At 58.9% G+C, this 16,125-nt stretch carries 32 protein-coding genes; all 32 read right to left on the bottom strand.

Going from position 1 to position 16,125, the window contains the following annotated elements; genetic code table 11:
- Window positions 1-25: 25 nt before the first annotated feature.
- Window positions 26-409 (bottom strand): IS66 family insertion sequence element accessory protein TnpB, encoded by a 384-nt coding sequence (gene tnpB, locus GH681_RS14635; RefSeq protein ID WP_153162186.1) that lies wholly within the window; start codon window positions 407-409, stop codon window positions 26-28.
- Window positions 352-717 (bottom strand): transposase, encoded by a 366-nt coding sequence (locus tag GH681_RS14630; protein ID WP_153162185.1) that lies wholly within the window; start codon window positions 715-717, stop codon window positions 352-354. Before GH681_RS14630 ends, tnpB begins: the two co-directional genes overlap by 58 nt.
- 207 nt (window positions 718-924) lie before the next feature.
- Window positions 925-1,329, bottom strand: a complete 405-nt coding sequence (rplQ, locus tag GH681_RS14625) for a 50S ribosomal protein L17 (protein WP_153162184.1) — start codon at window positions 1,327-1,329, stop codon at window positions 925-927.
- A 26-nt stretch (window positions 1,330-1,355) separates the two neighbouring features.
- Window positions 1,356-2,336 (bottom strand): DNA-directed RNA polymerase subunit alpha, encoded by a 981-nt coding sequence (gene rpoA / locus GH681_RS14620; protein WP_153162183.1) that lies wholly within the window; start codon window positions 2,334-2,336, stop codon window positions 1,356-1,358.
- 45 nt (window positions 2,337-2,381) lie between these two features.
- A complete protein-coding gene (gene rpsD / locus GH681_RS14615; protein ID WP_153162182.1) occupies window positions 2,382-3,011 on the bottom strand; it encodes a 30S ribosomal protein S4 in 630 nt (209 codons plus the stop codon).
- 14 nt (window positions 3,012-3,025) lie between these two features.
- Complete coding sequence (gene rpsK, locus GH681_RS14610) at window positions 3,026-3,415, bottom strand: 30S ribosomal protein S11 (protein ID WP_141354281.1); 390 nt, start codon at window positions 3,413-3,415, stop codon at window positions 3,026-3,028.
- A 13-nt stretch (window positions 3,416-3,428) separates the two neighbouring features.
- Window positions 3,429-3,791: a 30S ribosomal protein S13 gene (gene rpsM / locus GH681_RS14605; protein WP_153162181.1), complete on the bottom strand. Its 363-nt coding sequence runs from the start codon at window positions 3,789-3,791 to the stop codon at window positions 3,429-3,431.
- A gap of 53 nt (window positions 3,792-3,844) precedes the next feature.
- Complete coding sequence (gene rpmJ, locus GH681_RS14600; protein WP_079432668.1) at window positions 3,845-3,958, bottom strand: 50S ribosomal protein L36; 114 nt, start codon at window positions 3,956-3,958, stop codon at window positions 3,845-3,847.
- Between the two features lie 24 nt (window positions 3,959-3,982).
- Entirely contained in the window at window positions 3,983-4,201 is a 219-nt protein-coding gene (gene infA / locus GH681_RS14595; protein ID WP_153162180.1) for a translation initiation factor IF-1, read from the bottom strand.
- A gap of 6 nt (window positions 4,202-4,207) precedes the next feature.
- Window positions 4,208-5,470, bottom strand: a complete 1,263-nt coding sequence (gene secY, locus GH681_RS14590) for a preprotein translocase subunit SecY (RefSeq protein ID WP_255425190.1) — start codon at window positions 5,468-5,470, stop codon at window positions 4,208-4,210.
- Between the two features lie 69 nt (window positions 5,471-5,539).
- On the bottom strand, window positions 5,540-5,980 hold the full coding sequence (rplO, locus tag GH681_RS14585) for a 50S ribosomal protein L15 (RefSeq protein WP_153162178.1): 441 nt from the start codon (window positions 5,978-5,980) through the stop codon (window positions 5,540-5,542).
- Window positions 5,981-6,163, bottom strand: a complete 183-nt coding sequence (gene rpmD, locus GH681_RS14580) for a 50S ribosomal protein L30 (RefSeq protein ID WP_153162177.1) — start codon at window positions 6,161-6,163, stop codon at window positions 5,981-5,983. It abuts the gene before it with no gap.
- A gap of 3 nt (window positions 6,164-6,166) precedes the next feature.
- Window positions 6,167-6,694 (bottom strand): 30S ribosomal protein S5, encoded by a 528-nt coding sequence (gene rpsE, locus GH681_RS14575; RefSeq protein ID WP_153162176.1) that lies wholly within the window; start codon window positions 6,692-6,694, stop codon window positions 6,167-6,169.
- A gap of 12 nt (window positions 6,695-6,706) precedes the next feature.
- The gene (gene rplR, locus GH681_RS14570) at window positions 6,707-7,063 is read right to left on the bottom strand and encodes a 50S ribosomal protein L18 (RefSeq protein WP_153162175.1); all 357 of its coding nucleotides are present in this window, start codon (window positions 7,061-7,063) and stop codon (window positions 6,707-6,709) included.
- Between the two features lie 9 nt (window positions 7,064-7,072).
- A complete protein-coding gene (gene rplF, locus GH681_RS14565; protein ID WP_153162174.1) occupies window positions 7,073-7,606 on the bottom strand; it encodes a 50S ribosomal protein L6 in 534 nt (177 codons plus the stop codon).
- A 12-nt stretch (window positions 7,607-7,618) separates the two neighbouring features.
- Window positions 7,619-8,014 carry a 30S ribosomal protein S8 gene (gene rpsH, locus GH681_RS14560; protein WP_153162173.1) on the bottom strand — a complete coding sequence of 132 codons (396 nt, stop codon included), beginning with the start codon at window positions 8,012-8,014 and terminating at the stop codon, window positions 7,619-7,621.
- 10 nt (window positions 8,015-8,024) lie between these two features.
- Complete coding sequence (rpsN, locus tag GH681_RS14555; RefSeq protein WP_153162172.1) at window positions 8,025-8,330, bottom strand: 30S ribosomal protein S14; 306 nt, start codon at window positions 8,328-8,330, stop codon at window positions 8,025-8,027.
- Between the two features lie 7 nt (window positions 8,331-8,337).
- Window positions 8,338-8,877 (bottom strand): 50S ribosomal protein L5, encoded by a 540-nt coding sequence (gene rplE, locus GH681_RS14550; protein WP_153162171.1) that lies wholly within the window; start codon window positions 8,875-8,877, stop codon window positions 8,338-8,340.
- Between the two features lie 9 nt (window positions 8,878-8,886).
- Entirely contained in the window at window positions 8,887-9,201 is a 315-nt protein-coding gene (gene rplX / locus GH681_RS14545) for a 50S ribosomal protein L24 (RefSeq protein WP_153162170.1), read from the bottom strand.
- A gap of 9 nt (window positions 9,202-9,210) precedes the next feature.
- Window positions 9,211-9,579, bottom strand: a complete 369-nt coding sequence (gene rplN, locus GH681_RS14540) for a 50S ribosomal protein L14 (protein WP_153162169.1) — start codon at window positions 9,577-9,579, stop codon at window positions 9,211-9,213.
- A 149-nt stretch (window positions 9,580-9,728) separates the two neighbouring features.
- The gene (rpsQ, locus tag GH681_RS14535; protein ID WP_153162168.1) at window positions 9,729-9,998 is read right to left on the bottom strand and encodes a 30S ribosomal protein S17; all 270 of its coding nucleotides are present in this window, start codon (window positions 9,996-9,998) and stop codon (window positions 9,729-9,731) included.
- The gene (gene rpmC / locus GH681_RS14530; protein ID WP_153162167.1) at window positions 9,995-10,189 is read right to left on the bottom strand and encodes a 50S ribosomal protein L29; all 195 of its coding nucleotides are present in this window, start codon (window positions 10,187-10,189) and stop codon (window positions 9,995-9,997) included. Before rpmC ends, rpsQ begins: the two co-directional genes overlap by 4 nt.
- 3 nt (window positions 10,190-10,192) lie before the next feature.
- Entirely contained in the window at window positions 10,193-10,606 is a 414-nt protein-coding gene (rplP, locus tag GH681_RS14525) for a 50S ribosomal protein L16 (RefSeq protein ID WP_153162192.1), read from the bottom strand.
- Window positions 10,575-11,399, bottom strand: coding sequence for a 30S ribosomal protein S3 (gene rpsC / locus GH681_RS14520; protein WP_153162166.1), 825 nt, complete (start codon window positions 11,397-11,399; stop codon window positions 10,575-10,577). The genes rplP and rpsC overlap by 32 nt, the downstream gene beginning before the upstream one ends.
- 9 nt (window positions 11,400-11,408) lie before the next feature.
- A complete protein-coding gene (gene rplV, locus GH681_RS14515; protein ID WP_153162165.1) occupies window positions 11,409-11,738 on the bottom strand; it encodes a 50S ribosomal protein L22 in 330 nt (109 codons plus the stop codon).
- A gap of 12 nt (window positions 11,739-11,750) precedes the next feature.
- Complete coding sequence (gene rpsS, locus GH681_RS14510) at window positions 11,751-12,026, bottom strand: 30S ribosomal protein S19 (protein WP_011767136.1); 276 nt, start codon at window positions 12,024-12,026, stop codon at window positions 11,751-11,753.
- Between the two features lie 10 nt (window positions 12,027-12,036).
- Window positions 12,037-12,864 carry a 50S ribosomal protein L2 gene (gene rplB, locus GH681_RS14505; RefSeq protein WP_153162164.1) on the bottom strand — a complete coding sequence of 276 codons (828 nt, stop codon included), beginning with the start codon at window positions 12,862-12,864 and terminating at the stop codon, window positions 12,037-12,039.
- Between the two features lie 5 nt (window positions 12,865-12,869).
- Window positions 12,870-13,175, bottom strand: coding sequence for a 50S ribosomal protein L23 (gene rplW / locus GH681_RS14500; protein ID WP_153162163.1), 306 nt, complete (start codon window positions 13,173-13,175; stop codon window positions 12,870-12,872).
- A complete protein-coding gene (gene rplD / locus GH681_RS14495; RefSeq protein WP_153162162.1) occupies window positions 13,172-13,792 on the bottom strand; it encodes a 50S ribosomal protein L4 in 621 nt (206 codons plus the stop codon). Before rplD ends, rplW begins: the two co-directional genes overlap by 4 nt.
- An 11-nt stretch (window positions 13,793-13,803) precedes the next feature.
- Window positions 13,804-14,448, bottom strand: coding sequence for a 50S ribosomal protein L3 (gene rplC, locus GH681_RS14490; RefSeq protein WP_153162161.1), 645 nt, complete (start codon window positions 14,446-14,448; stop codon window positions 13,804-13,806).
- A gap of 117 nt (window positions 14,449-14,565) precedes the next feature.
- Complete coding sequence (gene rpsJ, locus GH681_RS14485) at window positions 14,566-14,877, bottom strand: 30S ribosomal protein S10 (RefSeq protein WP_079432648.1); 312 nt, start codon at window positions 14,875-14,877, stop codon at window positions 14,566-14,568.
- A 56-nt stretch (window positions 14,878-14,933) separates the two neighbouring features.
- On the bottom strand, window positions 14,934-16,124 hold the full coding sequence (gene tuf, locus GH681_RS14480; protein ID WP_153162151.1) for an elongation factor Tu: 1,191 nt from the start codon (window positions 16,122-16,124) through the stop codon (window positions 14,934-14,936).
- Window position 16,125 lies beyond the last annotated feature (1 nt).

Raw genomic sequence — 16,125 nt, 5'->3', positions numbered from 1 at the left:
CGGGGCAACTCCGGATGGTGCACCGTCAGATCATCCGGATCGCTCCGTCGCCGCTCAATTGCTGCCAGGGCAGCCCCAGCACCAGCGCGTCGAACTGGGCTTGGGAGAGCGTCAGCGAGCCGTTCCCGTCGGCCCAGCGAAATCTCCCCTGATTGAGTCGCCGGCAGGCAAGCCAGATGCCCTGGCCGTCATGGATCAGCACCTTCATCCGGGTGCCGCGCCGGTTGGCGAAGAGGTAGGCGTGATGCGGGCGCGCCTCGCCAAAGACCTGCACCACCTGGGCGAGGAGCGTGTCCATGCCGGCGCGCATGTCGAGCGGAGCGATCGACAGCCACAGGGCATCGACCCGGATCACCCGAGCCACTCGCGCAGCCAGGCGCCACAGGCAGCCGCCGAGGCGATGGGCCAATTCACCGTGACCGTCGCGGTGCCCTTGCGCAGTTCCAGGCGGATGGGGGCATCAACGCTTGGGGAAAGCTGCACCGGGACAAAGTCGCCCATCGGCTCAGAGGCCGCCACCCGTAAGGGCAGACAGGACAACTCGGGCGGCTCAATACCCCGTTCGCGCATCCAGCGCCGCAACTGGTTGGCGTTGATCCCGTTGGCTAGCGCCACCCCGGCGATCGACGCGCCGGGCTCGCCGCAGGCTTCGATCAGGGACTGCTTGAATGCTTCGGAGTGGGTGCGACGGGTTCGACGCGGCTGGATGACGGTCATGAAAGTGTCCACTTCTAGTGCGTAGTGGACACTATGGTTACCGAGCTAAGAGGTCGGGGGAAGACGGGTTTGCCGGGGGCTTACGGCTTACCTTCCGCAGGCGCACCAACAACCACCCGAGCCAGCCCCGGCAGGACCATCCGGTCACACCAAAAACAAAAAAGCCAGCATAAGCTGGCTTTTTTGCTAACAACTAACCGACCTGCATCAAGCAGCGGCTTGCTCACCTTCGGGAGCAGCAGCAACTTCAACTTCCGGGCGGTCCAGCAGTTCGACAAACGCCATCGGCGCGTTGTCGCCATCACGGAAACCACACTTCAGGATGCGCAGGTAGCCGCCGTTACGGGCGGAGAAGCGCGGACCCAGCTCGTCAAAGATCTTGACGACGATCTCACGATCGCGGAGGCGATCGAAAGCCAGTCGGCGGTTGGCCAGGCTCGGCTTCTTGCCGAGGGTGATCAGGGGCTCAACAACCTTGCGGAGTTCCTTGGCCTTCGGCACGGTGGTCTTGATGACTTCGTGACGGAGCAGGGAGTTCGCCATGTTGCGCAGCATCGCCTGACGGTGGCTGCTGGTGCGGTTGAGCTTGCGAAGACCGTTACGGTGACGCATTTGTAATTACCTCTTCTTCGTTACGCTCAACCGAGCTTTTCCAGCCCGGCCGGCGGCCAGTTTTCAAGTTTCATGCCCAGCGTCAGACCGCGCGAGGCAAGGACTTCCTTGATCTCGTTCAGCGACTTGCGGCCCAGGTTGGGCGTCTTGAGCAGTTCGGTTTCGGTGCGCTGGATCAGATCACCGATGTAGTAGATGTTCTCAGCCTTGAGGCAGTTCGCCGAACGAACGGTGAGCTCGAGATCATCGACCGGGCGCAGCAGAATCGGGTCGATCGCCGGAGCCTTCGGTGCTTCCACCGCAGTCGGCGTACCTTCCAGATCAGCAAACACCGACAGCTGGTCCATCAGCACACGAGCAGCGAAGCGGACAGCCTCTTCCGGATCAACCGCACCGTTGGTCTCGATATCGAGAACCAGACGATCAAGGTCGGTACGCTGCTCGACACGAGCGCTCTCGACCGAGTAGCTCACACGACGAACAGGGCTGAACGAAGCGTCCAGCACGATCCGGCCGATGGCCTTGGACTCGCTGGCAGCAGGGCGCTGATTGCCAGGAACGTAGCCACGCCCCTGCTCGACCTTGATCTGCAGGTCAAGCTTGCCACCCGGCGCCAGGTGCGCGAGCACATGGTCGGGATTGATCACTTCGACATCATGCGTAACCTCAATGTCCGCAGCAGTCACCAAACCTTCACCGGACTTGACCAGAGAAAGCGTCGCTTCATTACGACCGTGCAGCTTGAGCACAACACCCTTGAGGTTCAACAAGAGGTCGACCACGTCTTCCCGAACGCCATCCAGCGTCGAGTACTCGTGCAGTACGCCCTCGATCGACACTTCCGTCGGCGCGTAGCCCGGCAGAGAGGAAAGCAGAATCCGCCGGAGCGCATTGCCCAGCGTATGACCGAAACCGCGCTCAAACGGCTCCATCGTCACGCGAGCGTGCACCGGCGAAACGTTCTGCACCTCAATGATGCGCGGTTTCAGCAGAGCATTACTTTGCATCGACAATCCTTCTGTAGCGTCGCGCCGAACCCGGCGCGACTACCATTAACGCGAATACAGTTCGACTACCAGACCTTCGTTCAGGGTCGCCGGCAGCTCCGCACGTTGCGGATAAGCCTTCAGCGTGCCCTTACCAGCCTTGGCGTCAACCGACAGCCATTCCGGGAAACCGCGGGAATCGGCGGCTTCGAGTGCAGCCTTGACGCGCAGCTGATTGCGAGCGCTGTCGGTCAGCTGGATCTCATCGCCCGGACGAACGGTGTAAGACGGGATGTTGACCCGCTTGCCGTTGACCAGCACGCCGTTGTGACGCACGACCTGACGAGCTTCAGCGCGGGAGGCACCAAAACCCATGCGGTACGCCACAGCATCCAGACGCCCTTCCAGCAGCTGCAGCAGGTTCTCACCGGTCTGACCCTTGCGGCGATCAGCTTCGGCATAGGTCTTGCGGAACTGACGCTCGAGAACGCCGTAAAGACGACGGATCTTCTGCTTCTCACGCAGCTGTACGCCATAACCGGACAGACGCTGGCCGGACTTCTGGCCGTGCTGACCAGGGGCGTACGAGCGACGTTCAATCGCGCACTTGTCGGTAAAACACTTTTCGCCCTTCAGGAAGAGCTTCTCACCCTCACGACGGCACTGACGGCACTTGGGGTCAAGATTACGAGCCACTGTTCAACTCCTTGTCAGATGCGACGCTTCTTCGGCGGGCGGCAACCGTTATGCGGGATCGGCGTGATATCGGTGATCGTGGTGATCTTGATACCCAGCGCGTTCAGGGCGCGCACGCTCGATTCGCGGCCAGGGCCAGGGCCCTTGACACGCACTTCCAGATTCTTGATGCCGCACTCGACGGCCACCTTACCGGCTGCTTCAGCAGCAACCTGCGCGGCAAACGGGGTGCTCTTGCGAGAGCCCTTGAAGCCAGCGCCACCGGAGGTAGCCCAGGAGAGCGCATTGCCCTGGCGATCGGTGATCGTGATGATCGTGTTGTTAAAAGAAGCGTGGACGTGGGCGATACCCTCGGCCACGTTCTTCTTGATCTTCTTGCGAACCTTCGCAGCAGTCTTTGCCATGTCTTATCCCTGATTACTTCTTGCCGGCGATCGCCTTGCGCGGACCCTTGCGGGTACGGGCATTGGTACGCGTGCGCTGGCCACGAAGGGGCAGACCACGACGATGGCGCACCCCGCGATAGCACCCCAGATCCATGAGGCGCTTGATACTCATAGTCACTTCACGGCGCAGGTCACCTTCGACGGTGAACTTCGCGACTTCGTCGCGGAGCCGTTCCATGTCGGACTCGGTGAGATCCTTGATCTTGGCCGAACGACCGACGTTCGCCGCGTCACAGATTTGCTGTGCACGAGTACGTCCGATACCGAAAATCGCGGTAAGAGCGATCTCGGTGTGCTTGTGGTTGGGAATGTTTACCCCTGCAATGCGGGCCATGCGTTCACCCCAAAATGCTAAACATTAAATTATAAAGAATGCGGGTGACCGCATCAACCCTGACGCTGCTTGTGACGCGGATCGGTACAGATCACGCGAACGACACCTTTGCGACGGACAATCTTGCAGTTTCTGCAAAGACGCTTGACCGATGCTTGAACTCTCATTTCTAGCTCCTAACTACTAATCTGTTATTTCGCTCGGAATACGATCCGGGCCCTGCTCAAATCATACGGCGTCAACTGCACCGTCACCTTGTCGCCCGGTAGGATCCGGATGTAGTGCATCCGCATTTTTCCGGAGATGTGGCCGAGTACTACGTGACCATTTTCAAGCTTGACCCTGAAGGTCGCATTGGGGAGGTTCTCGAGAACCTCTCCCTGCATCTCGATGTAGTCTTCCTTCGACATAAGCTCTTACTTGAGAGGTGCCCTCGAGCCCTTGAAGTTAGCCTTCTTCAAAAGGCTTTCGTACTGGTGAGACATGATGTACGCCTGAACCTGGGCCATGAAGTCCATCGTCACGACAACGATGATCAACAGGGAGGTTCCACCAAAGTAGAACGGCACGTTCCACTTCAGGATCAAAAACTCCGGCAACAAGCAGACCAGCGTGATATACACCGCACCAGCCAACGTCAGCCGCATCAAGATCTTGTCGATGTAGCGTGCCGTCTGCTCACCCGGACGAATACCCGGAACAAAGGCCCCACTCTTCTTCAGATTGTCCGCAGTCTCCTTCGAGTTGAAGACCAGCGCGGTGTAGAAGAAGCAGAAGAACACAATCGCCGCCGCATACAGAATCACGTAAATCGGCTGACCCGGTGCAAGCGTCGAACCAAGATCCTTCAACCACGTCATGCTCTCGGACGACCCAAACCACTGGGCAAGCGTCGCCGGAAACAGAATGATGCTCGACGCAAAGATCGGCGGGATCACACCGGCCATGTTCAGCTTCAACGGAAGATGTGAACTCTGGCCACCGTAGATCTTGTTACCAACCTGGCGCTTTGCATAATTGACCAGAATCTTCCGCTGACCACGCTCCACGAACACGACCACTGCCGTCACGACCACCACCAGCACGCAGATAACGAGTGCGGTGAAGGGATGCATCGCACCGGTGCGAACAAGCTCGAACAAACCACCCAGCGAGTTAGGCAGGCCAGCTGCAATACCCGCAAAGATAATGATCGAAATACCGTTGCCCAGCCCCCGTTCGGTGATCTGCTCACCGAGCCACATCAGGAACATCGTGCCGGTAACCAGCGTGGAAACAGTGACGAACCGGAACATGAACCCGGGATCCAGCACCAGCCCCTGCTGAGACTCAAGCGCAACCGCAATACCCAACCCCTGGAACAGGGCAAGGGCAAGCGTGCCGTAACGCGTGTACTGCGTAATCTTCCGACGCCCCGCCTCACCCTCTTTCTTCAGCGACTCAAGCTGCGGCGACGCAACGGTAAGCAACTGCATGATGATCGATGCCGAAATGTACGGCATGATCCCGAGGGCGAAGATGGTGAACCGGGAGAGCGCACCACCGGAAAACAGGTTGAACACCCCGAGGATGCCACCCTTCTGACTCTTGAACAGATCCGCCAATGCAACGGGATCGATTCCAGGAACCGGGATGTGCGCACCAATCCGATAAACGATCAGTGCGCCCAGCAGGAACATCAAGCGATGCTTGAGGTCCCCGAATTTTCCCGGCGCCGCCAGCGCAGACGGTTGATTAGCCACGAAGCCTTACTCAGCAGACTGAACGGAACCACCGACAGCTTCGATTGCAGCCTTGGCACCCTGAGTGACACCAACACCGCGCAGATTCACCTTGCGGCTGATGGAACCAGACAGAATCACCTTGGCGGCAAGCGCGTCGGCAGCGACAACACCGGCCTGTTGCAGTACGAGCAGATCGATGTCTTCAACCGGCAGCGCTTCGAGCTCCGACAGACGCACTTCAGCGATACGGGCACGGGTCAGCGAAACAAAACCACGCTTCGGCAGACGACGCTGCATCGGCATCTGACCGCCTTCGAAGCCGACCTTGTGGAAGCCACCGGTACGGGACTTCTGACCCTTGTGACCGCGACCCGCGGTCTTGCCGAGGCCGCTGCCGATACCACGACCGACACGCTTGGCAGCGTGCTTGGCGCCCGCTGCAGGTTTGATGGTATTCAGGCGCATTTAAGCCTCACACTTAACGAGGTACGCAACCTTGGTGATCATGCCGCGCACTGCAGGGGTATCCTGCAGTTCCACCGTGTGGTGGAGGCGACGAAGACCAAGACCGCGAACAGTTGCACGATGGGATTGCTTCGTACCGATAATGCTCTTGACGAGCGTCACCTTGATTTTCTTATCGGACATGATTTACCCCTGAATCTCTTCGACGGTCTTGCCACGCTTCGCAGCGATGACGGACGGCGCATTGGTCGCCATCAGGCCGTTCAGCGTCGCACGAACGACGTTGTAAGGATTGGTCGAGCCGATCGACTTCGCGATGATGTCGGTAACGCCCATCACTTCGAAGACCGCACGCATCGCACCGCCGGCGATGATGCCGGTACCGGTGGGGGCCGGCTGCATCAGCACGGAAGACGCGCCATGCTTGCCGATCACGGAGTGATGCAGGGTGCCGTTCTTCAGGGACACTTTGTTCATCTTGCGACGAGCTTCTTCCATCGCCTTCTGAACAGCAACCGGCACTTCGCGGGACTTGCCCTTGCCCATGCCAACGCCACCGTCGCCATCACCAACAACGGTCAGTGCGGCAAAACCGAGGATCCGGCCACCCTTCACCACCTTGGTGACGCGATTGATGGAGACCATCTTTTCGCGCAGGCCGTCATCGCGCTCGTCGGAGGCCTGCACTTTCTTATTACCTTGCTGCTTAGCCATGCTAAACCTCGCTTAGAACTTCAATCCGCCTTCGCGGGCGGCATCGGCAAGCGCCTTGACGCGGCCGTGGTATTGAAAACCCGAGCGATCGAAAGCCACAGCCTCGATGCCGGCAGCCTTTGCACGCTCAGCGATCAGCTTGCCAACGAGTTCCGCAGCGGCTTTGTTGCCACCGTTCGCCACCTGGGTGCGCACATCCGCCTCGACGGTGGACGCAGCCGCAAGGACCTTGGAACCGCAACCGGCGATGATCTGCGCGTAGATGTGGCTGTTGGAACGGAACACGGACAGTCGGACTGCCTTCATTTCCGCGATCTTGGCACGGGTTTTCCGTGACCGGCGCAAACGCGTTTCCTTCTTGGTCGTCATGATCCGCCCTTACTTCTTCTTCGTTTCTTTCAAGGTGACCACCTCGTCGGCATAGCGGACGCCCTTGCCCTTATAGGGCTCAGGTGCGCGATAGGCACGAACTTCAGCAGCAACCTTACCGACAGCCTGCTTGTCGACACCCTTGATCAGAATTTCGGTCTGAGTCGGGGTCTCCACCTTGATGCCAGCAGGCATCTGGTGAGCAACAGGATGGGAAAAGCCGAGAGTCAGATTCAGCTTGTCGCCTTGGGCCTGAGCACGATAACCCACACCAACCAGCGTGAGCTTGCGTTCAAAACCCTTGGAAACGCCGGTGACCATGTTATTGACCAGCGCACGCATCGTGCCGGACATGGCCTTGCTGTTCACAGCGCCTTCAATGGCGGAGCACTGGACACCAGCTTCGCCGCGCTCGACCTTGACGGACGGATGCAGCGGCTGAGTCAGCGTACCGAGCGGACCCTTGACAACGATATTGCTTGCGTCGATGCTGACTTCGACACCAGCCGGAATGGCGACCGGATTCTTGGCTACGCGGGACATTTCATTCCTCCCTTAAGCCACGATGCACAGCACTTCGCCGCCGGCACCGGCAGCGCGCGCAGCGCGGTCAGTCATCACGCCCTTGGGGGTGGACACAATCGCCACACCCAGGCCGTTCATCACGCGGGGCAGATCATCGCGACCCTTATAAACGCGAAGGCCAGGACGGCTGACGCGTTCAATGCGCTCGATGACCGGACGACCGGCGTAATATTTCAGCGACAGGCCCAGTTCAGCCTTGCCTTCAGCTTGATTCACGACGAAGTCGTCAATGTAGCCTTCGCTCTTCAACACCTTGGCGATCGCAACCTTCAGCTTGGACGAGGGCATCGCGACCGAGCTCTTTTGCGCCTGCTGCGCGTTACGAATGCGCGTCAGCATATCGGCGATCGGATCAGACATGCTCATCTTCGACCCCTTACCAGCTAGCCTTGGTCATGCCGGGCACCTCACCGCGGAAGGCAACTTCACGCAGCTTGTTGCGACACAGACCGAATTTACGGAAAACACCACGCGGACGGCCGGTCTGCTCGCAGCGATTGCGCTGACGGCTCGGGCTGGAGTTGCGCGGCAGTTGCTGCAGCTTCAGACGAGCAACCATGCGCTCTTCGTCGGACAGCTTGGCGTTGTTGATCTGCTCGAACAGGGCAGCACGCTTGGCCGCGAATTTCGCAACCGTTTTAGCACGCTTCTCTTCGCGATTGATCAGAGACAGTTTCGCCATAAAACCCTCAGTTCTTGAAAGGGAACTTGAACGCGGCGAGCAGAGCGCGCGCCTCGTCGTCAGTCTTAGCAGTCGTCGTGATGCTGATATTCATCCCACGCAGAGCATCGATCTTGTCGTACTCGATTTCGGGGAAAATGATCTGCTCCTTGACGCCCAGGTTGTAGTTACCACGACCATCAAAACCCTTGCCGGCGATACCGCGGAAGTCGCGGATACGCGGCATGGCGATCGTAACCAGGCGATCGAGGAACTCGTACATACGAGGACCACGCAGCGTGACCATGCAGCCGATCGGGTAACCATCACGAATCTTGAAGCCAGCGATGGACTTCTTGGCCTTCGTGGTCACCGGCTTCTGACCAGCGATCTTCTGCAGATCGCCAACAGCATAGTCGAGAACCTTCTTGTCGCCGACAGCTTCACCAACACCCATGTTCAGGGTGATCTTGGTGATACGCGGGACTTCCATGACCGACTTGTAGCTGAACTTCTTGAGAAGCTCAGGGGCAACGGTCTCTTTGTAGAATTCTTGCAGGCGAGCCATGACTATCCCTTACGCATCCACTACTTCGCCGGTGGACTTGAAGATGCGAACCTTCTTGCCATCTTCGAGAACCTTGAAGCCGACACGATCGGCCTTCTGGGTCGCGGCATTAAACAGCGCGACGTTCGAAATCTGAAGCGGCATTTCCTTTTCGACGATGCCACCCACCTCGCCCTTCATGGGGTTCGGGCGCACATGCTTCTTGACACGATTAATGCCTTCGACGACGACAACGCCCTCATCGACTCGCAGAACCGTACCGCGCTTGCCCTTGTCTTTCCCCGTCAGGACGGCGACTTCGTCGCCTTTGCGAATCTTATTCACAACTACTCCTTAGAGAACTTCGGGCGCCAGGGAGACGATCTTCATGAACTTCTCGGTACGCAGCTCGCGCGTCACCGGCCCGAAGATACGCGTACCAATCGGCTCGCCCTTGTTGTTAAGCAGGACAGCAGCGTTGCTGTCGAACTTGATCAGCGAGCCATCGGGGCGACGAACACCCTTGGCGGTACGAACCACCACGGCGCTATAGACGTCACCCTTTTTGACACGACCACGCGGAGCCGCATCTTTGATACTCACCTTGATGATGTCACCCACCCCGGCGTAGCGACGCTTAGAGCCGCCAAGCACCTTGATGCACATCACATAACGCGCGCCGGTGTTATCGGCGACGTCCAGCATCGTTTGCATTTGGATCATTTAAACTCTCCAACTTGACACGCTATGGGCGGCCAGTCTTGGATCCCGTTCGGGTTGATTGGACTTGCGCAGGAACCGCGCAAGAGCAAAGACGGCAATAATAATGGCTTGCCAATCTCTTGGCAAGCCATTTGTACAACTAATGCAACTTAAACCACTACGCTCTGCTCGATGACCTTGGTCACCCGCCAGGTCTTGGTCTTGGAGATCGGGCGGGTTTCCTCGATTTGAACGAGATCGCCTTCCTTCGCAACACCAGCCTCAACGTGGGCGTGGTACTTGGCGGTACGCGTAATCACCTTGCCATACAGCGGGTGCTTCACGCGGCGCTCAACCAGCACCGTCACGGTGTTGGTCATCTTGTCGCTAACAACGCGGCCGACTTCGACGCGCTTGTTCTTCTTGACCTGATCGTTCATTTCGCACCCGCCTTCTCACGAAGAATGGTCTTGACCCGTGCGATGTCCTTGCGAACCTTGCCGAGCTGCGACGTGTTGCTGAGCTGCTGGGTCGCGATCTGCATGCGGAGGCTGAATTGAGCCTTCAGCAACTCGAGCATTTCCGCGTTCAGCTGGTCAGCGTCTTTCGCACGCAATTCCGAAGCTTTCATGTTTTACCCCACCATCCGGACAACGAAGACGGTTTCAATCGGAAGCTTGGCGGCAGCCAGGCGGAACGCCTCGCGAGCCAGGGCTTCGTCAACACCATCCATCTCATAGAGAACCTTGCCGGGCTGGATCTCGGCAACCCAGTATTCCGGGCTACCCTTACCGTTACCCATCCGCACTTCCGCCGGCTTCGAAGAGATCGGCTTGTCCGGGAAAACGCGAATCCAAATACGACCGCCACGCTTGATGTGACGGGTCATCGCACGACGAGCAGACTCGATCTGACGAGCAGTAAGACGACCACGCCCAACCGCCTTCAGACCGTACTCGCCAAAGCTAACCTTGGCGCCGCGGGTGGCGAGACCCTTGTTGCGGCCCTTCTGCTCCTTACGATACTTCCTTCTCGACGGCTGCAGCATCATTCACTCCTGCTTCTTTCTTGGTCCGTTTTGCACCATCAGCCTGATCACCGCTCGTGCGGCGCGCGGGACGCTTGGCACCCGGCTTGCTGTCGGCACCCTCATTGCGACGACGGCCGCGGCGGTTGTCGCCTTCGTTCTCCGTCGTTGCGGGCTGCTCGTTACGGGCGAGCGCTTCGCCCTTGTACACCCACACCTTGATGCCGATGACACCGTAGGTGGTGTGCGCTTCCGAAACACCGTAGTCGATGTCGGCACGCAGGGTGTGAAGCGGCACACGACCTTCGCGATACCACTCGGTACGCGCGATTTCGGCACCATTCAGACGACCGGAACTCATGATCTTGATGCCCTGGGCACCCAGACGCATGGCGTTCTGCATCGCACGCTTCATCGCGCGGCGGAACATGATCCGCTTGACGAGCTGCTGGGAGATCGAGTCAGCAATCAGCTGAGCGTCGATTTCCGGCTTGCGAACTTCCTCGATGTTCACATGCACGGGCACGCCCATGATGCCTTGCAGATCGGCCTTCAGCTTCTCGATGTCCTCGCCCTTCTTGCCGATCACAACACCAGGACGGGCGCTGAAAACGGTGATGCGGGCATTCTTAGCAGGACGCTCGATGACAACACGGCTCACGGAAGCGTGGGCAAGCTTCTTCTTCAGATGCGCGCGAACCTTGAGGTCCTCGTTGAGCATCGTCGAAAAATCGCTACCAGCAGCAAACCAGCGAGAGCCCCAATTACGCGTGACCGCCAGACGGAAGCCGGTCGGATGGATTTTCTGTCCCATGGGATCTCCTTACTCTCCGACCGTCACGTAAATATGGCAAGTCGGCTTGCTGATGCGATTGCCGCGGCCCTTGGCGCGCGCGGTGAAGCGCTTCAGCGTCATACCTTGCTCAACGTAGATCGTCTTGACGCGCAGCGCATCGATATCAGCGCCGTCGTTGTGCTCGGCGTTGGCGATGGCAGACTCGACAACCTTCTTGATGATCTTCGCGCCCTTTTTCGGGCTGAAGGTCAGGATGTTGAGCGCCTGCTCGACCGTCTTGCCGCGAACCAGATCCGCCACGAGCCGACCTTTTTGTTCCGACAGGCGAACGCCGCGGAGAATGGCTTTGGTTTCCATACTCATATCTCCTTAGCGCTTGGCCTTCTTGCTGGCGGCGTGACCCTTGAACGTCCGGGTCAGCGCGAATTCGCCGAGCTTGTGACCAACCATGTTTTCGGAAACGTACACCGGAATGTGTTGACGGCCGTTATGGACGGCGATCGTCAGACCCACAAAATCCGGCAGCACGGTGGAGCGGCGCGACCAAGTCTTGATCGGACGCTTGTCATTCGAGGCCCGAGCGGCGTCAACCTTCTTCAGAAGGTGAGCGTCGATAAAGGGGCCCTTCTTAATAGAACGTGCCATGTCTTACCTCTTATCGCTTGTGCCGACGCTGAACAATCATGGAGTCGGTACGCTTGACGCTGCGGGTACGATAACCCTTGGTCGGCTGACCCCACGGACTGACAGGCACGCGGCCTTCGCCGGTACGGCCTTCACCACCACCGTGCGGGTGATCCACCGGGTTCATCGCGGTACCACGAACCGTCGGACGGATACCACGCCAGCGGTTCGCACCGGCCTTGCCGATCTTGCGCAGGCTATGCTCTTCGTTGCCGACTTCACCGATGGTGGCGCGGCATTCGATGTGCACACGGCGGATTTCGCCGGAGCGCAGACGAACCTGGGCGTAAATGCCTTCACGAGCCAGCAGCTGCACGGAGGTTCCGGCAGCGCGAGCGAGCTGAGCGCCCTTGCCCGGAATCATCTCAACGCAGTGCAGCGTCGAACCGACCGGGATGTTACGGATCGGCAGAGCGTTACCGGCCTTGATCGGAGCCTCGGAACCGCTAACGACGGTCTGACCAACCACCAGCCCCTTCGGGGCGATGATGTAGCGACGTTCGCCATCGGCGTAGCACAGCAGCGCGATATTGGCGGAGCGGTTCGGGTCGTACTCGATACGCTCAACCTTGGCAACGATGCCGTCCTTGTTGCGACGGAAATCGACGACACGATAGTGCTGCTTGTGACCACCACCCTTGTGACGGGTAGTGATGTGACCATTGTTGTTACGGCCGGCGGTCTTGGACTGCTTCTCAACCAGAGAGGCCAGCGGGGCGCCCTTGTAAAGGCTGGCATTGACAACCTTAACAACAGCGCGGCGACCTGCCGAAGTCGGCTTGACTTTAACGAGTGCCATCTAGATTACTCCCCGGCCGCAAAGTTGATTTCTTGGCCCGGCTTGAGGCACACGTAGGCCTTCTTCCAGCCCTTACGACGCCCCATCATCTTGCCAAAACGCTTCTGCTTGCCCTTGACGTTCGACACCTGAACAGCTTTCACTTCAACCTTGAAGAGAAGCTCGACAGCAGCCTTGACTTCAGGCTTGGTGGCGTCGCTGGCAACGCGGAAAATCACCTGCTCGTTCTTGTCAGCGATGTACGTCGCCTTTTCAGAGATCTGGGGAGCGAGCAGCACCTGCATCAGACGCTCTTCTTTAAATCCGCTCATTGCCACATCTCCTCCATCTTGGCGACCGCAGCCTTCGTGACGAGCACGTTGGGGAAGCGAACCAGGGAAACCGGATCGGTTTCGCTCACCTCCAGAACGAGGACGTTCGGAAGATTGCGGGACGACAGGTACAGGTTCTCATCGAGCGTATCGGTGATCACCAGCACGGAGTCCAGACCCATGCCCTTTAGCTTCTGCGAAAGCAGCTTGGTTTTGGGCGCCTCGACAGCAAAACCCTCAACCACGGACAGACGACCATCGCGAACCAGTTGAGACAGGATCGCAGCCACACCGGCGCGATACATCTTGCGGTTCACTTTGTGGGTGAAGTTCTCATCCGGCGAATTCGGGAAAGCACGACCGCCCCCACGCCAGATCGGGCTCGAGCCCATACCAGAACGCGCACGGCCGGTACCCTTTTGACGCCACGGCTTGTGGGTCGTATGGGACACTTCGTCACGGCCCTTTTGGGCACGATTGCCGGAGCGGGCATTGGCCTTGTAGGCAACAACGACCTGGTGAACCAGGGCTTCGTTGTACTCACGGCCAAACAGCGCGTCGGACGCCTGAAGGGCCGCAGACGCCTGACCCTGTTCGTTCAACAGCTTCAGTTCCATCACGCCTCCAGTCAGTTGCCAGCCTTGACAGCCGGACGAACGATAACGTCGCCGCCGTCATGACCAGGCACACCGCCCTTGATCAACAAAAGGCCGCGCTCAACATCAACGCGAACCACTTCAAGGTTCTGCACGGTGCACTTCGCAGCACCCAGGTGACCAGTCATGCGCTTACCCGGGAAAACACGACCCGGATCCTGCGCCATACCGATGGAACCCGGCACATTGTGGCTACGAGAGTTACCGTGAGTAGCGCGACCGGACGCGAAGTTGTGACGCTTGATGGTACCGGCATAGCCCTTACCAATCGAGACACCGCTCACGTCGACCTTCTGACCCACAGCGAAGATATCAACACCGACCACATCACCCGCCTTAAGCGAGGACAGACGATCAGCATCGACGCGGAATTCCTTGAGAACATGACCCGCCTCGACACCAGCCTTGGCGAGATGGCCGGCAGCAGCCTTATTAACACGACTGGCACGCCGAACACCGAAGGTCACTTGAACGGCGGAATAGCCGTCCGTTTCAGCCGTTTTGATCTGGGTCACACGGTTATTGGACACATCCAGCACAGTCACCGGGATGGAAGCACCATCCTCAGCGAAAATGCGAGTCATGCCCACCTTGCGCCCGACAAGGCCTAGACTCATTTTATTCTCCTTACCCTGGTTGCGATTGACCAGGACCGATTGTCGTTACAAACTGCGCCAAAAAGCGCAAGGGCCGGATTATACCGGCCCTTGCGCCGTGAGCGCAATAGGTTTTAGTTACTGCAGCTTGATTTCGACGTCAACGCCGGCCGGCAGATCCAGCTTCATCAGCGCATCGACCGTCTTGTCGGTTGGATCGACGATGTCCATCAGACGCAGATGGGTGCGGATTTCGAACTGGTCGCGGGAAGTCTTATTGACGTGCGGGGAACGCAGCAGGTCGAAGCGCTCGATGCGGGTCGGCAGCGGCACGGGGCCACGAACGACAGCACCAGTACGCTTCGCGGTATCCACGATCTCGAGGGCCGACTGATCGATCAGCTTGTAATCAAAGGCCTTGAGGCGGATACGGATCTTTTGGTTTTGCATTTTATTTCCCAAAGAGCAGACGGTGCGGCACCCCATGCGCCGCACCCATACGAATATTACTCGATAACCTTGGCAACGACGCCGGCGCCGACGGTACGACCGCCTTCACGGATGGCGAAACGCAGACCTTCTTCCATGGCGATCGGAGCGATCAGCTTGACGGTCATGGAGATGTTGTCGCCCGGCATGACCATCTCGGTGCCTTCCGGCAGGCTGATGGAACCGGTCACGTCCGTGGTACGGAAGTAGAACTGCGGACGGTAGTTGTTGAAGAACGGGGTGTGACGGCCGCCTTCTTCCTTCGACAGCACGTACACTTCGCCAGTGAAGTGGGTGTGCGGCTTGATGGAGCCCGGCTTGCACAGCACTTGGCCGCGCTGCACGTCTTCACGCTTGGTTCCGCGCAGCAGCACGCCGACGTTGTCGCCAGCCTGACCTTGATCCAGCAGCTTGCGGAACATTTCGACGCCGGTACAGGTCGTCTTGACGGTCGGAACGATACCGACGATCTCGATTTCTTCACCAACCTTGACGATGCCGCGCTCGACACGACCGGTCACCACGGTGCCACGACCGGAGATGGAGAACACGTCTTCGATCGGCAGCAGGAAGGGCTGGTCGATGGCACGTTCCGGGGTCGGAATGTAGGAATCCAGGGCGTCAGCCAGACGGAAGATCGACGGTTCGCCGATGTCGGACTGGTCGCCTTCGAGGGCCTTCAGGGCGGAGCCCTTGACGATGGGCACATCGTCGCCCGGGAATTCGTACTTGGAGAGGAGCTCGCGCACTTCCATTTCGACCAGTTCGAGCAGCTCTTCGTCGTCAACCATGTCGCACTTGTTCAGGTAGACGATGATGTACGGGACGCCAACCTGACGGGCCAGCAGGATGTGCTCGCGGGTCTGGGGCATCGGGCCGTCAGCGGCGGAACACACCAGGATCGCGCCGTCCATCTGGGCGGCACCGGTGATCATGTTCTTCACGTAGTCAGCGTGGCCCGGGCAGTCAACGTGAGCGTAGTGACGGCTCTCGGTTTCGTACTCGACGTGCGCGGTGTTGATGGTGATGCCGCGAGCCTTTTCTTCCGGCGCCGCGTCGATCTGGTCGTAGGCCTTGGCCTCGCCACCGAACTTGCGCGACAGAACGGTCGTGATTGCAGCGGTCAGCGTGGTCTTGCCGTGGTCAACGTGACCAATCGTGCCGACGTTTACGTGCGGCTTTTTCCGCTCGAATTTTTCCTTAGCCATT

This window comes from Zoogloea sp. 1C4, from assembly GCF_009469605.1.
Taxonomy (GTDB): Bacteria; Pseudomonadota; Gammaproteobacteria; order Burkholderiales; family Rhodocyclaceae; genus Zoogloea; species Zoogloea oryzae.
This window is presented reverse-complemented; position numbering and strand designations above follow the sequence as displayed.

Coding starts and splice junctions, on each gene's coding strand:
- GH681_RS14630 (WP_153162185.1), bottom strand. CDS start 717: ATGACCGTCATCCAGCCGCGTCGAACCCGTCGCACCCACTCCGAAGCA.
- rplQ (WP_153162184.1), bottom strand. CDS start 1,329: ATGCGTCACCGTAACGGTCTTCGCAAGCTCAACCGCACCAGCAGCCAC.
- rpoA (WP_153162183.1), bottom strand. CDS start 2,336: ATGCAAAGTAATGCTCTGCTGAAACCGCGCATCATTGAGGTGCAGAAC.
- rpsK (WP_141354281.1), bottom strand. CDS start 3,415: ATGGCAAAGACTGCTGCGAAGGTTCGCAAGAAGATCAAGAAGAACGTG.
- rpsM (WP_153162181.1), bottom strand. CDS start 3,791: ATGGCCCGCATTGCAGGGGTAAACATTCCCAACCACAAGCACACCGAG.
- rpmJ (WP_079432668.1), bottom strand. CDS start 3,958: ATGAGAGTTCAAGCATCGGTCAAGCGTCTTTGCAGAAACTGCAAGATT.
- infA (WP_153162180.1), bottom strand. CDS start 4,201: ATGTCGAAGGAAGACTACATCGAGATGCAGGGAGAGGTTCTCGAGAAC.
- secY (WP_255425190.1), bottom strand. CDS start 5,470: ATGTTCCTGCTGGGCGCACTGATCGTTTATCGGATTGGTGCGCACATC.
- rplO (WP_153162178.1), bottom strand. CDS start 5,980: ATGCGCCTGAATACCATCAAACCTGCAGCGGGCGCCAAGCACGCTGCC.
- rpmD (WP_153162177.1), bottom strand. CDS start 6,163: ATGTCCGATAAGAAAATCAAGGTGACGCTCGTCAAGAGCATTATCGGT.
- rpsE (WP_153162176.1), bottom strand. CDS start 6,694: ATGGCTAAGCAGCAAGGTAATAAGAAAGTGCAGGCCTCCGACGAGCGC.
- rplR (WP_153162175.1), bottom strand. CDS start 7,063: ATGACGACCAAGAAGGAAACGCGTTTGCGCCGGTCACGGAAAACCCGT.
- rplF (WP_153162174.1), bottom strand. CDS start 7,606: ATGTCCCGCGTAGCCAAGAATCCGGTCGCCATTCCGGCTGGTGTCGAA.
- rpsH (WP_153162173.1), bottom strand. CDS start 8,014: ATGAGCATGTCTGATCCGATCGCCGATATGCTGACGCGCATTCGTAAC.
- rpsN (WP_153162172.1), bottom strand. CDS start 8,330: ATGGCGAAACTGTCTCTGATCAATCGCGAAGAGAAGCGTGCTAAAACG.
- rplE (WP_153162171.1), bottom strand. CDS start 8,877: ATGGCTCGCCTGCAAGAATTCTACAAAGAGACCGTTGCCCCTGAGCTT.
- rplN (WP_153162169.1), bottom strand. CDS start 9,579: ATGATCCAAATGCAAACGATGCTGGACGTCGCCGATAACACCGGCGCG.
- rpsQ (WP_153162168.1), bottom strand. CDS start 9,998: ATGAACGATCAGGTCAAGAAGAACAAGCGCGTCGAAGTCGGCCGCGTT.
- rpmC (WP_153162167.1), bottom strand. CDS start 10,189: ATGAAAGCTTCGGAATTGCGTGCGAAAGACGCTGACCAGCTGAACGCG.
- rplP (WP_153162192.1), bottom strand. CDS start 10,606: ATGCTGCAGCCGTCGAGAAGGAAGTATCGTAAGGAGCAGAAGGGCCGC.
- rpsC (WP_153162166.1), bottom strand. CDS start 11,399: ATGGGACAGAAAATCCATCCGACCGGCTTCCGTCTGGCGGTCACGCGT.
- rplV (WP_153162165.1), bottom strand. CDS start 11,738: ATGGAAACCAAAGCCATTCTCCGCGGCGTTCGCCTGTCGGAACAAAAA.
- rpsS (WP_011767136.1), bottom strand. CDS start 12,026: ATGGCACGTTCTATTAAGAAGGGCCCCTTTATCGACGCTCACCTTCTG.
- rplB (WP_153162164.1), bottom strand. CDS start 12,864: ATGGCACTCGTTAAAGTCAAGCCGACTTCGGCAGGTCGCCGCGCTGTT.
- rplW (WP_153162163.1), bottom strand. CDS start 13,175: ATGAGCGGATTTAAAGAAGAGCGTCTGATGCAGGTGCTGCTCGCTCCC.
- rplD (WP_153162162.1), bottom strand. CDS start 13,792: ATGGAACTGAAGCTGTTGAACGAACAGGGTCAGGCGTCTGCGGCCCTT.
- rplC (WP_153162161.1), bottom strand. CDS start 14,448: ATGAGTCTAGGCCTTGTCGGGCGCAAGGTGGGCATGACTCGCATTTTC.
- rpsJ (WP_079432648.1), bottom strand. CDS start 14,877: ATGCAAAACCAAAAGATCCGTATCCGCCTCAAGGCCTTTGATTACAAG.
- tuf (WP_153162151.1), bottom strand. CDS start 16,124: ATGGCTAAGGAAAAATTCGAGCGGAAAAAGCCGCACGTAAACGTCGGC.